This window comes from Chryseobacterium sp. SIMBA_038 (assembly GCF_046535115.1).
In the GTDB taxonomy this organism is placed as follows: Bacteria; Bacteroidota; Bacteroidia; order Flavobacteriales; family Weeksellaceae; genus Chryseobacterium.
In genome coordinates, this window is sequence record NZ_JAWRXH010000003.1 from 391,785 (window position 1) to 403,247 (window position 11,463).

Below are 11,463 nucleotides of genomic sequence, written 5' to 3' on the forward strand. Positions count from 1 at the left end.
TTAAATCCTCTCCAATTCCTCAGCACTAATCGTTGTTTTGAAAGTTCCGTAATTCACAATTACTTTATTTCTGGATATCTTTTCAATCGTCCCGACACTTGTGCTTCCTGTGATACGAACACGTTGACCAATTTTCATCCAAACAGCGCGGTCAGTTTGACGTTTTTCCTCTATTTTTTCGTTAGTTTCCGTAATTTTTTCAATAACGTCTTCTTTTTTCAGCTGTTGCGTAATTTTTCTTTTTACAACCTGAAGTCTTTTCGTTTCATCTTTATCAGCTCCGATTTTCCTGAATTTTTCCTGTTCTAAGATCTTTACAAAATCTTTCACAACATCTTTTCGGGATCTTCCTTTTATGTAGCCGTCGATAAAGGTTTCAATCTTATTTCCAAACTGAAGTTTTCGATGTTCATCCTCGTATAATTTTTGAAAATTGAACAGTTTTTGTTGAAGCTGTTCATTCAGTTTTTGCAAATTATCGCGCTTGTCTTCAACGGATTCTTTTCTTTCGGCAAGATCGGTTTTCAATTTTTCAACCTCGAATTTTTCCTGTTGAAGTTTTACGATGGTTTTATCAAGATTCACAATATCATGTTCCACTTTTTTCTTTGCAGAATGAATGATAAATCTTGGGATTTTATTCTTCTCGGCAACCTCAAAAGTAAATGAACTACCAGCCTGTCCGACCTCCAGTTTATACATCGGTTCCAAGGTTTCTTCATCAAAAAGCATAGCCGCATTTTCGGCATGAGAAAGTTCTTCTACAACCAATTTAATGTTGGTATAGTGTGTTGTAATGATGGCGAAACTCTTCTTGTCATAGAAAAACTCTAAGAAACTTTCTGCCAAAGCACCTCCCAATTCGGGATCTGAACCCGTTCCGAATTCATCAATCAATAAAAGAGTATTGGCATCAGCTTCACGGATAATTCCGCCCATTTTCTTCAATCTTGATGAATAGGTGGAAAGGTGATTTTCAATAGATTGATTATCACCAATATCTGTCATGATCTTATCAAAGAAAAACATTTCAGATCTTGGGTGAACAGGAACTAAAATTCCGCTCTGGATCATCAATTGAAGTAATCCAACCGTTTTCAGCGTGATCGATTTTCCTCCCGCATTCGGTCCGGAAATACAGATGATTCTGTTTTGATCCGTTAAAGATAATGTTTGAGAGAAAATCGTTTTATTCTCCGCTTTATTTCTTAACCAAAGCAATGGATGGAAAGCTTCTCTTAATTTTAACGTTTTATGACGGTTGATTTTTGGTAAAACTCCGTTAATTAATTCTGCAAACTTAGACTTGGCTCTCGTAAGATCAAGATCAAAAATATAAGCCTGATATCTCCAAAGCTGAGGCTGAAATACCGCCAATTCTGCAGTAAGCTGTCTCAGAATCTTATCAATTTCCTTTTTCTCCTCTTCCTGATTTTCGCGAAGTTTAAAGTAATGTTTTACGACACTATCAGGCTGAATATAAGTGATAGAACCTGTTTTTGAAAGTCCAAGCACTCTTCCCGGAACCCTTTTCTTATAAGCAGATTTTACCGCTAAGACCCTTATATCTTCAATATTACTTTCTCGGATATCATCCAGAAAATCACTTTGAGCGTAATTGAACAATACACGGTTGAAATTTTCCTGAATCGCTTTTTTAGCATGTTGAATTTCCGCTCTTAAGGTTTTTAAGATTGGAGAAGCTTCACTTTTTACTTCATCAAAACGGTTGAAAACTTTATCAACCTTATCAATGATTTCTTTCTTAAATTCCAATACAGAAGCGTCTTCCATCAAAGTTGGAAACGTTTCAGGCATGGTCGGGAAAAACTTTTGAAGTCTTCCTATTTGTTCGGTAATCGTTTTTATTTTGATGAAAGCTTTGTTTTCGAGACGGTAATTCTCGATGAGCATTAGTTGTAATTCGCTTTCAATATCTTCGTATTCATCAAACGGAATCGCATTTGAACTTTCAAAACTCGATAAATATTCGGAAGTTTTTTTCAGTGAAAGTCCTGCCTCGTCAATTTCCATGGGACGAAGTTGAAGAATTTTGTCTCTCGTTTTCGGAGAATACGCAAATGGAGAAATTTCCGCGAGCAATTGCGGAAACTCTAATTCGTTTAAATCTTCTTTATTTATATACACAGTGCAAATTTAGTGAGAAAATGTGAATCTTAATTTGAAAATGAACTAATTTAAAGAATACACTTATTCTTATTTAACCATAAAAGTTGCAAAAGATTAACATATTAGTTATCTTAAGTTGATTATTAAACTACAAATAAGAACACATGAGTTTTAAAAATCTTTGATTTTTTTACTTTTAAAAGTTTTTGATTAACTTATTTTCAATAAAATCTTTTGTGACTTTTGTGGTTAAAATTTATTAGTTTAATTATTAAATTTGAGAAATGAAACTAGAAACTGAAAGACTACAATTAAAAGAAATCAACGAAAGCTATGTTGAGGATATTCTGAAAATTCGGAGTAACGAAATAATCAATCAATTCGTTCAGAGAAATTCTCCGAAAAATAATTATGATGCACTGCAATTTATTTTAACCATTAAAGAAAGAACCCAAAATAATGAAACGTTTTATTGGGGAATTTCTTTAAAAGATCAACCTAATCTTATCGGAACAATTTGCCTGTGGAAATTCTCAGACGATAAAAAACAGGCAGAAGTTGGATATGAATTGTTACCCGACTATCACAGAAAAGGAATCATGTCGGAAGCGTTGACTGCAGTTGTAAATTTTGGTTTTAATACTTTAAATTTGCAGGAAATTGTCGCAATGACCAATAAGTTCAATGAAAACTCGAAAGGTATTCTTTTAAAGCATGATTTTATTTTAGAAGAGGAAAGAAAGGATGAAGGTTTTCCTGATAATTTGGTTTTTAGCTTGAAGAAATAACACTTCGTTTGTCATTTCGACGAAGGAGAAATCTATTATTAATGAAAATACAAGAATATTTAAATTTATGGAATGATGAATTAATAAATTTAAATTACAACATAAGTGAATTTTTGATAAAAAGCGTATTGCTTTCAAAACAGTATGAAGAAAAAAAGAGTAGAAAACTAGATTTAGGATATAATATATTTACAACAATTTCAAATTACTACTATCGAGAAAATTTTCATAGTGATATATTAAAATCTATTTTGGAAAATACAAAATCAGATACATTTAATTTATTTATTAAATTTTTAAACTCGTCAAAATTTGGACTGAATATTAATTCTGATGATTTTTCTAATGCCGTTTTTTACAGAGAAAAAGAAAGAATTGATATTTTAATTCTAGATGATTTTTCAAAAAAAGCTATAATAATCGAGAATAAAATTAATAATGCTTCTGATACTGAAAGGCAATTACCTAAATATTTTGATAGAATTTCAATAGATTATGATGTAGTTGCTATAGTATATTTAACTTTAGATTCTTCAAAAACACCAGATAGATTTGATTGGACAGAAGACGAGATAGAAAAATTAGAAGATAAAATTGTCTTAATTCCTTCAATGATTGATAAGATTCCTAATCTTGTGGAAGATTTTTTAAATCCAGCTACGCTTTTAGTAAGAGATTTAGATATTAATTCTACGATTAGGCAATATTCAAAATTAATTCAATACCTAAATTATAATTCGATGGATTCAATAAGTTTAGAAAAATTTTATAAAACAATATTAGAACAAGATAATTTAAATACTGCAATTTCAATTCAGAATATGTTGAATGATTTACCAGCTTATCTTGCTTTGAGAATTGAAGATAAGTATTTACAAAAATGTTTTCCTTTCATTAAACTATGGAGATATAGTAATTCAATTGCTGTTTTTGAAGGTTTTGAAATCGAAAAATTATATTTTAAATTAGATATAAATTGTAGTATTAATGGATACAGGGCTGTATTTTGGAATCCAGTAATTACTGATTTTGATACAAAAGAAAAATTTCGAAATTTTAAATCTTTAGAAGATTTTTATGTAGAAAATGGTGTTGTTTCACATATTGTAAAATATTATGATTTAAATAATGAAAAGAGTTTATTTGAATTTATAGATCATTTGTTATCTGAATTAAAGGCACTAAAATTGAATTATCAACCATTATCAAATTAAACAATATGACCTGGACCGAAATTTTAGCCCCAATAAAAAGCACTCCCTACTTTACAACCCTTTGGGAGAAAGTAAAACAGGAATACGCAACAACAAAAGTTTTCCCACCAAAAAATCAGATTTTCAGAGCGCTGGAAATTACGCCTTTCGATGATATTGAAGTCGTGATTATTGGGCAAGATCCTTATCATAATGACTTTCAGGCGAATGGTTTATGTTTTTCTGTTTCTGAACAGGTTACAGCACCGCCTTCACTGAAAAATATTTTCATTGAACTGAAAGACGATTTAGGAATTGTAAGAACTTCAAAAGAATTAGACGACTGGGGAAAACAAGGCGTTTTAATGCTGAATGCTACTTTAACCGTCCGTGCCCATACTCCGAACTCTCACAAGGATTTAGGCTGGGAAACATTCACGAATTATATCATTAAAGAAATTTCAGATAAAAAAGAAAATGTAGTTTTCGTATTGTGGGGCGCTTTTGCGCAGAAAAAAGCCGAATTCATTGATCCGGCTAAACATTTTATTATTAAATCTGCGCATCCGTCACCTTTTTCTGTGTACAGAGGATTTTTCGGAAGCAAACCTTTTTCAAAAATTAATGAATATTTAGTTTCAAAAGGGAAGAAGCCTATTTCGTGGTAGAATTTTCGCCACCTTTTTTGATAACAATTCCGATTCTGTATTTTCCGGCAAGTCCTTTGGTGCCGTCTTTTGATGTTGGGTAAGGATTTACTTCTTTCAATGAAATGGTATTTCCATTGAAATCTGTGGATTGATGATAATTTCTTCCTGCATTTTCCGTGGTGGCGATATTTACGGTCATTGGTCTTGTTGCAATTCCCATCACTTCAATCTGTGCCACCGCAACTCCTGCCCACATACAGTTGACGCCCTCAGGACAACGACTGTCTTCGGAAATACCTTTGAAGGTGACATTCATTTCATATTCTTTGAGGAATTTATTTTCTCCCTCATTGAAATAAATGATGTTTTCATCCTTATTCATTGATTTTACGTCTTTTATTTCGCCTGTCACCGTATTTTTTGTTGAGGTTTTCGTTTCCTTTTGGGCATTGCAGTTGGCTAATGTCAATAATCCTAAGCCAAATATGATGGTTTTATGTAGCATGATTTTTTGTTTTAAATGATATTAAGCATATTCAATACTACTACCAAAAACATTGCCACACCTACAACCAAACTAAATCCTGTTCCGTAAATAAATCCTATAAAAGCCCCTTTTGTAGACTTCAAAGCCTTATTCATATCTTTGCTGTCATGAAGTAGTTCTCCGATGAAAACTCCTGCAAACATTCCAATTAGGAAGCCTAGTGGAATTGGTAAAAACATCCCGACAATAGTTCCGATTATCGAACCGATACTTCCCCAACGTGTTCCACCATATTTTTGATTGGTCTTGGCTGGAATTACATAACTTAAAACGACAGAAACTGCCGTCAGAATTCCAAAAGCCCAAATGTAAATCATGGATAAATCAGCGTCAGTTCCATATTTATAGATTAGCAAACCACAAAGACTTAATAATAATCCAGGTAAAACAGGAAGGAAAGTTCCTAACATTCCGAGGAACAATAAAACAAGACAGAGAATATTAATTAATGTTGTATCCATTTTTAAAAATTATAGATGCAAGATAAAAAAAAGTGGCCTTAAAAAAGCCACCTTTCAATATAAGTCAAAAATTTACTATAAGTTTAAGATTACATATTGTAGAATTACGCCAGCGTTTCCAATGTTTCCTGAAGCATGATTGTGGAAAGTAGTATAATAAATATATCCACTTGTTGAAGATCCTGAGCAAGGCCCCACTGTTGCACCTAATGCAACCAAATAAGGAACTAACGCCTGAGGAACTGAAAGACTGATCTGGATATTTCCCGGTAGCGTAATACAAACCGTTACAAATGTTGAATTTGGAGCGTTTCCTATCGGAGTAGTTGGCACACCCGTTGCTGTAAAATGATTGGTTCTGATCATCAAAGCATCATTTGATGAAGTTTCTTTAACTAAAACTTCCCAATATGCTGGATCATAGTTAGTTATTTTTTGCCATGCACCTAAATCATAATTGATACTAAGTGTATTGAATCCCAAAGCTGTTGTAAGTCCTGCATTATTTACCGTAGCGCCTACCATCCCTACATTTCCGATGTTTTTAGAACATAATTTTGTGTCGGGAACAAATCCTCCTGAAAGCGAACAGTTATTGGTGTTGGTAGTTCCACCCACCAAGTAGGCAACGTCCCAATCTGAAGCATAAATACTACCTCCATTAGCAACAAAAGTGGCTAAATTCGTATCAATTACAGTGTAAAGTCCCGGATTTGAAGAGTAATTATTTCTAGAGCCACAGTTAAGAAATATGATGTCATACTGTGCAACAGTAGTCAGGTTAGCAAGATCGTTATTGGTGATTTCGGTGGCGGTATAGCCTAAAGTCTGAATAATATCTTCAATTTTATCATACGTTCCTTTTACGTAAGCAATTTTTGCAACCTGATTCAGTTTGGTTTGACTGGCATCGAGATTTAAAGTTTCATTATCTTTTACAGTTGCAGAAATTTCTGTACGGAAATTACTACCGTTACCTGTCTGAATATGAACGGTTTGGTTTCCAGCCGGAGCTACCAACGTGAAGTTACCGTCTGCGTCTGAAGTGGTGTAATAGATTTTATACTTGTCATCAAAAGTAAAAACTGAAGCCCCGCCAATAGGTTTGGTTCCGTTTTGTGACATTACTTTTCCGGTAAGTTTTCCGGTTTTTACAACCGTAGAACCAACGTTTTCGGAAACTATTGGAGAATCGTCTCCTCCTGCACAACTGGTGAAAAGTGTGAATACACACAACAAAATAAATAAGTAGTGTTTTCTCATATCTAATTGATTTTGATTTGTTTAGTTTTAATCAAATTTAATAAATAATTAAATATAAAATCATAAAATGTGATAAATTTTCAATATTATTTATTTTTAAAGATGGTTTTTGGCGAATTTTCCATTTATTAATCAAAGTTTAAGAGGATTTAACAATTTTAAAAATAATGATTGATAATTTTTATTAAATATTAAAAAAAAAATCGTTTTGGGATGAAAATTGATAGAAAGGTTTTGATTAAAATCACCCTTAAATTTCCTAAATTTGCTGTAAATGAAAGACGAAATACAAGATACCAAGAATTTTATTCAGGAACTGAGTGAAGTGCTTTATAACTATATAACAGGAATAGCGCCATCCGGGATGGAATTTATTCTTCATATTGTTATAAAGATCGGTTTGCTTATCGGAATATTTTTAATCATTGATTTCATTTTAAAGTTGATTATTAATAGCAGTTCACGGTTTTTTCATAATCAGGAAAAATATCCTATTCTGAATTCTATTAAAGCATCCAAAGTCACCAATTCTCTAGCTCATTTTATTGCTTTGACGATTGTGGGAGGAATACAGAGTTTCATCTTTACCGGTCATTTACCAAGCACCACATTTTTTATTGTAAGAATGGTAAATCTTGGTTTGGTTTTGATCGTTGCAGGGATGCTTTATCGATCACTAACAGCGTTCCGAAATTACTTCGTTATCAAGCAGGACTTCTACAACATCATGGCTTTGAATGCCATTTCCGAAACCGTTAAAATTCTGGGAATTTTCATTTTTTCAATTGTTGGAATCTGTGTTATATTTGGAATAAAAGGGAGCACAATTGTAGGAAGTTTAGGAGCTATTACAGCAGTTTTGGTATTAGTTTTTCGTGATACGATTTTAGGATTTGTCACAGGGATTCATGTAGCGACCTCAAAAAGCTTGAAAGTAGGAGACTGGGTCAGTATTCCCAAGTACAGTATCGAGGGAAATATCGCTGATATAAGCCTTTTGACGACAAAAATCAATAATTTTGATAAAACGATTTCTACAATTCCAACCTATGATTTGTTGACGACTGAGATTAAAAATCTTCAGGTAATGTCTGAATCTAACACGAGAAGAATTAAAAAATCAATCTATTTTAATATCAATTCTTTTAAATTTTTAAATGATGAAGAAATTGAGCGTTTAAAGGATATCAATTTAATTTCCGATTATCTGGAATCAAAGATTATCGAATTAAAAAAAGAAAAAGAAAGCCTGGAACACAAAGATAAAATCATTAATGGAAGGCAACTTACCAACATCGGAGTTTTCAGATATTATGCGCAAAGATATATCGAAAACGATCCGGACATTGATCAGGAGGGTGCGATGATGGTTCGTCAGTTGGACATCACTCCACAAGGTTTGCCATTGGAAATTTACTGTTTTGCAAATGATTCAAAATGGGAGCATTTCGAGCAAATCCAAGCCGATATTTTTGACCATTTACTGGTTGCTTCCAAAGAATTTGATTTGCAGGTAATGCAGGTGAGTATAAAAGTATAAAAAGTAGGAAGATGGATGCTGGGAGCTAGAAGTTTTTCTTCATTCCGCATAAATCTTCCATTGTAAATATTTAAAAGTAGGCATAGATAGAAATATGCAGAGTTGTAATAGACTTCCAACTCCCAGCATCCATCTTCCAACTTAAAAACAGATTAAAAAATGACAAAATTAAGTGTAAACATTAATAAAATTGCAACGATAAGAAATGCAAGAGGAGGCGAAACGCCAAGTGTAACGGAGGCTGCAATTAAAATTCAGGAGTTTGGCGGACAGGGAATTACGATCCATCCAAGACCGGATGAAAGACATATTACAAGAAAAGATGTTTATGATCTGAAGCCTTTGGTGACGACAGAATTTAATATTGAAGGAAATCCACACAGAGAGTTTATCGATATGGTTTTGGAAGTAAAACCTGAGCAGGTAACGTTAGTTCCCGATGCAGATGACGCCATTACTTCAAATGCAGGCTGGGATACAAGAAAGCACTTAGATTTTCTTACAGAAATCATTGCTGAATTTAAAAATGCAGGAATCCGTACTTCTGTTTTCCTTGATCCAACACCGGAATTGGTAGAATATGCTGCAAAAACCGGGGCTGATAGAATAGAATTATACACAGAAGCTTACGCGAAAAATTATTTACTAAATAAAGAACAGGCTATAAAACCTTATTATGACACCGCAGTTGTTGCAAATGAATTTGGTTTAGGAATCAATGCAGGTCACGATTTAAGCTTAGGAAATTTAAAATATTTTGCAGATAATATCCCGAATTTATTGGAAGTTTCCATCGGTCATGCTTTGGTTTCTGAAGCTTTGTACATGGGAATGGAAAATACAATTCAGGTGTATTTAAAGAGATTGGCAAAATGGAATAATTAGAAACTAGAAGTTAGAAATTAGACGTTAGTATTTCAGTGCATTTTACTAATATCTAGTTTCTAACTTCTAACATCTTATATAAAAACTTATGGAAATTCTACATTCAAAAATATTTGGCGAAAATCTTTCGTCTACACCGCTTTTGGTTTTTCACGGATTGTTCGGAATGCTCGACAATTGGGGAAGCTTTGGAAAAGACCTTGGCGAGCAGTTGCCCGTTCATTTAATTGATCTTAGAAATCATGGAAGAAGCTTTCATTCCGAGAGTATGTCGCATGATGATTTAGCTGACGATATCACCAATTATATGAACCATTACGGAATCGAAAAAGCCCATATTCTAGGACATTCTTTGGGTGGAAAAGCGGTAATGCAGTTCGCAATAAAATATCCCGAAAAGGTTGATAAATTAATTGTTGTTGATATTTCTCCGAAAGCATATCCTCCACATCATCAAGGGATTATCAAAGCGTTGGAAACGGTTGATTTTAATACTGTAAACTCTCGAAATGAAGTTGAAGCTGTTTTAACACAATATATTCCTGAAAAATCTACCATTCAGTTTTTGGCTAAAAATTTATATTGGGATGATGATAAAAAACTAAACTGGAGGTTTAATTTGAAAACTTTATCTGAAAAATATACAGAATTTGTATCCAATGCCATCAAATTTGGTGTTTTTGAGGGAGAAGCATTATTTATTTCAGGTGAGAAATCAAATTATATTCTTCCTCAGGATGAGTTTGGGATCAAGCAGCAATTTCCGAAAGCTAAAATTGTTACGGTGAAAAATGCAGGACATTGGGTTCAGGCAGAAAATCCTGTTGATTTTGCGAATGTTGTTAGAGAATTTTTAGGTTTAAATTAATTTAATTCTACAATTGTTGAATTTGTGTTAAAATTTTATTAAATAATATATTTATTTCTCCTGGTGTTGAATTTTTTGTAATTTAGTTTTACCAAATAACTAATAATATAAACTTATGAAACAGAAAAATTCAAAGAAACCGTTTTTTGCTTCGTTTTTAGAGAAACAAGTTAAGAATCCGGAAAAAGTAAACGGAGGTCAGGAAATAACAACAGCTCTTGAAGATTCTGTTACAATTCCTACGAAAGATAACGTTACATCTGCACTTTCGGATAGTGTTACAAAACCTGGATTAGATCACGTAACCATGAAGTATCCTTCGGATGGTGATGATTCTGTTGAATAATTAAAACTAAAACCAAATTCAAAAACCATGAAAAACAAAAACTTAAAGAAGCCGTTTTTTGCGTCTTTTCTAGAGAAGCAAATCAATAATTCTGACAAAGTAAAAGGAGGAGCTATGACTTCAGAACTTCTTGATAATGTGACAACAGCGCTTCAAGACACTGTTACAAAGCCTGGATATGACAACGTAACAATGAAATATCCTTCTGACGGCGACGAAACAGGAGAAGCTTCATAATTTTTAACATCAAACTAAAAGGATTATGAAAAACAAAAATTTAAAGAAGCCCTTTTTTGCATCATTTTTAGAGAAGCAAATTCAGGATCCTCAAACGGTAAAAGGAGGAGCAATAACGACGGCACTTCAGGATTCTCCAACAACATCAGTTCTTAGAGATACTGTTACCAATAGACAAAATGATCAGGTAACAATGAAATATCCTTCTGATAGTGACGAATCCGGAGAATTGGAATAAGATTTATTCAATTTAAATACAATCAAACTCAAACTAAACATTATGAAAAACGAAAATTCAAAAAAGAAGCCATTTTTTGCCTCTTTTCTAGAAAAACAACTTAAAGATCCTCAAACAGTAACAGGAGGAACGGATATCACAATTCCTGAAAGAGATACGGTTACAAAACCAGTATTAGATACCGTTACAAAGCCTCAGTATGACATGGCTCAGACTCAGAAATATCCATCTGACGGAGATGATGATGCTCCGGTTATATAAAAATGAGTTGTTTTTATAATTAAAACATATTAACAAAATCATATTTAAAAGGGAAC

Annotated in this window: 14 protein-coding genes; 10 read left to right on the top strand and 4 right to left on the bottom strand. The window is 32.9% G+C overall.

Annotation, left to right across the window (positions count from 1 at the left end; genetic code table 11):
* Positions 1-2,148: an endonuclease MutS2 gene (locus SB689_RS12755; protein ID WP_410692513.1), complete on the bottom strand. Its 2,148-nt coding sequence runs from the start codon at positions 2,146-2,148 to the stop codon at positions 1-3.
* A gap of 266 nt (positions 2,149-2,414) precedes the next feature.
* Here SB689_RS12755 and SB689_RS12760 point away from each other — a divergent pair, with 266 nt between their 5' ends.
* The 3 genes from SB689_RS12760 to SB689_RS12770 are packed head-to-tail and all read left to right on the top strand — an operon-like array spanning position 2,415 to position 4,779.
* The gene (locus SB689_RS12760) at positions 2,415-2,918 is read left to right on the top strand and encodes a GNAT family N-acetyltransferase (protein ID WP_410692514.1); all 504 of its coding nucleotides are present in this window, start codon (positions 2,415-2,417) and stop codon (positions 2,916-2,918) included.
* 41 nt (positions 2,919-2,959) lie between these two features.
* The gene (locus SB689_RS12765; protein WP_410692515.1) at positions 2,960-4,132 is read left to right on the top strand and encodes a hypothetical protein; all 1,173 of its coding nucleotides are present in this window, start codon (positions 2,960-2,962) and stop codon (positions 4,130-4,132) included.
* 5 nt (positions 4,133-4,137) lie between these two features.
* The gene (locus SB689_RS12770) at positions 4,138-4,779 is read left to right on the top strand and encodes a uracil-DNA glycosylase (protein ID WP_066756382.1); all 642 of its coding nucleotides are present in this window, start codon (positions 4,138-4,140) and stop codon (positions 4,777-4,779) included.
* On the opposite strand, the gene SB689_RS12775 is transcribed toward SB689_RS12770, so the two are convergent.
* From SB689_RS12775 to SB689_RS12785, 3 genes are all read right to left on the bottom strand, one after another.
* A complete protein-coding gene (locus tag SB689_RS12775) occupies positions 4,766-5,266 on the bottom strand; it encodes a hypothetical protein (RefSeq protein WP_410692516.1) in 501 nt (166 codons plus the stop codon). The genes SB689_RS12770 and SB689_RS12775 overlap by 14 nt on opposite strands.
* A gap of 11 nt (positions 5,267-5,277) precedes the next feature.
* Entirely contained in the window at positions 5,278-5,769 is a 492-nt protein-coding gene (locus tag SB689_RS12780) for a DUF456 domain-containing protein (RefSeq protein ID WP_066756387.1), read from the bottom strand.
* Between the two features lie 75 nt (positions 5,770-5,844).
* Complete coding sequence (locus tag SB689_RS12785) at positions 5,845-7,032, bottom strand: carboxypeptidase-like regulatory domain-containing protein (RefSeq protein ID WP_410692517.1); 1,188 nt, start codon at positions 7,030-7,032, stop codon at positions 5,845-5,847.
* A 274-nt stretch (positions 7,033-7,306) separates the two neighbouring features.
* On the opposite strand from SB689_RS12785, the gene SB689_RS12790 reads away from it, so the two are divergent.
* The 7 genes from SB689_RS12790 to SB689_RS12820 all read left to right on the top strand — a co-directional run bounded on the left by SB689_RS12790 (position 7,307) and on the right by SB689_RS12820 (position 11,407).
* On the top strand, positions 7,307-8,572 hold the full coding sequence (locus SB689_RS12790; RefSeq protein ID WP_410692518.1) for a mechanosensitive ion channel family protein: 1,266 nt from the start codon (positions 7,307-7,309) through the stop codon (positions 8,570-8,572).
* A gap of 159 nt (positions 8,573-8,731) precedes the next feature.
* On the top strand, positions 8,732-9,457 hold the full coding sequence (locus tag SB689_RS12795) for a pyridoxine 5'-phosphate synthase (protein WP_410692519.1): 726 nt from the start codon (positions 8,732-8,734) through the stop codon (positions 9,455-9,457).
* Positions 9,458-9,545: 88 nt separating this feature from the next.
* A complete protein-coding gene (locus SB689_RS12800; protein WP_410692520.1) occupies positions 9,546-10,325 on the top strand; it encodes an alpha/beta fold hydrolase in 780 nt (259 codons plus the stop codon).
* A 115-nt stretch (positions 10,326-10,440) separates the two neighbouring features.
* Positions 10,441-10,671: a microviridin/marinostatin family tricyclic proteinase inhibitor gene (locus SB689_RS12805; RefSeq protein ID WP_066756407.1), complete on the top strand. Its 231-nt coding sequence runs from the start codon at positions 10,441-10,443 to the stop codon at positions 10,669-10,671.
* 27 nt (positions 10,672-10,698) lie between these two features.
* Entirely contained in the window at positions 10,699-10,908 is a 210-nt protein-coding gene (locus SB689_RS12810; protein ID WP_410692521.1) for a microviridin/marinostatin family tricyclic proteinase inhibitor, read from the top strand.
* A gap of 25 nt (positions 10,909-10,933) precedes the next feature.
* Positions 10,934-11,146 carry a microviridin/marinostatin family tricyclic proteinase inhibitor gene (locus SB689_RS12815; protein WP_066756412.1) on the top strand — a complete coding sequence of 71 codons (213 nt, stop codon included), beginning with the start codon at positions 10,934-10,936 and terminating at the stop codon, positions 11,144-11,146.
* A 42-nt stretch (positions 11,147-11,188) separates the two neighbouring features.
* On the top strand, positions 11,189-11,407 hold the full coding sequence (locus tag SB689_RS12820) for a microviridin/marinostatin family tricyclic proteinase inhibitor (protein ID WP_410692522.1): 219 nt from the start codon (positions 11,189-11,191) through the stop codon (positions 11,405-11,407).
* The last annotated feature ends 56 nt before the right edge of the window (positions 11,408-11,463 follow it).

Excerpts from the sequence above, each read along its gene's own strand:
- SB689_RS12785 (WP_410692517.1), bottom strand. The coding sequence starts at position 7,032 with ATGAGAAAACACTACTTATTTATTTTGTTGTGTGTATTCACACTTTTC.
- SB689_RS12770 (WP_066756382.1), top strand. The coding sequence starts at position 4,138 with ATGACCTGGACCGAAATTTTAGCCCCAATAAAAAGCACTCCCTACTTT.
- SB689_RS12805 (WP_066756407.1), top strand. The coding sequence starts at position 10,441 with ATGAAACAGAAAAATTCAAAGAAACCGTTTTTTGCTTCGTTTTTAGAG.
- SB689_RS12790 (WP_410692518.1), top strand. The coding sequence starts at position 7,307 with ATGAAAGACGAAATACAAGATACCAAGAATTTTATTCAGGAACTGAGT.
- SB689_RS12795 (WP_410692519.1), top strand. The coding sequence starts at position 8,732 with ATGACAAAATTAAGTGTAAACATTAATAAAATTGCAACGATAAGAAAT.
- SB689_RS12775 (WP_410692516.1), bottom strand. The coding sequence starts at position 5,266 with ATGCTACATAAAACCATCATATTTGGCTTAGGATTATTGACATTAGCC.
- SB689_RS12780 (WP_066756387.1), bottom strand. The coding sequence starts at position 5,769 with ATGGATACAACATTAATTAATATTCTCTGTCTTGTTTTATTGTTCCTC.
- SB689_RS12760 (WP_410692514.1), top strand. The coding sequence starts at position 2,415 with ATGAAACTAGAAACTGAAAGACTACAATTAAAAGAAATCAACGAAAGC.
- SB689_RS12810 (WP_410692521.1), top strand. The coding sequence starts at position 10,699 with ATGAAAAACAAAAACTTAAAGAAGCCGTTTTTTGCGTCTTTTCTAGAG.
- SB689_RS12800 (WP_410692520.1), top strand. The coding sequence starts at position 9,546 with ATGGAAATTCTACATTCAAAAATATTTGGCGAAAATCTTTCGTCTACA.
- SB689_RS12820 (WP_410692522.1), top strand. The coding sequence starts at position 11,189 with ATGAAAAACGAAAATTCAAAAAAGAAGCCATTTTTTGCCTCTTTTCTA.
- SB689_RS12765 (WP_410692515.1), top strand. The coding sequence starts at position 2,960 with ATGAAAATACAAGAATATTTAAATTTATGGAATGATGAATTAATAAAT.
- SB689_RS12815 (WP_066756412.1), top strand. The coding sequence starts at position 10,934 with ATGAAAAACAAAAATTTAAAGAAGCCCTTTTTTGCATCATTTTTAGAG.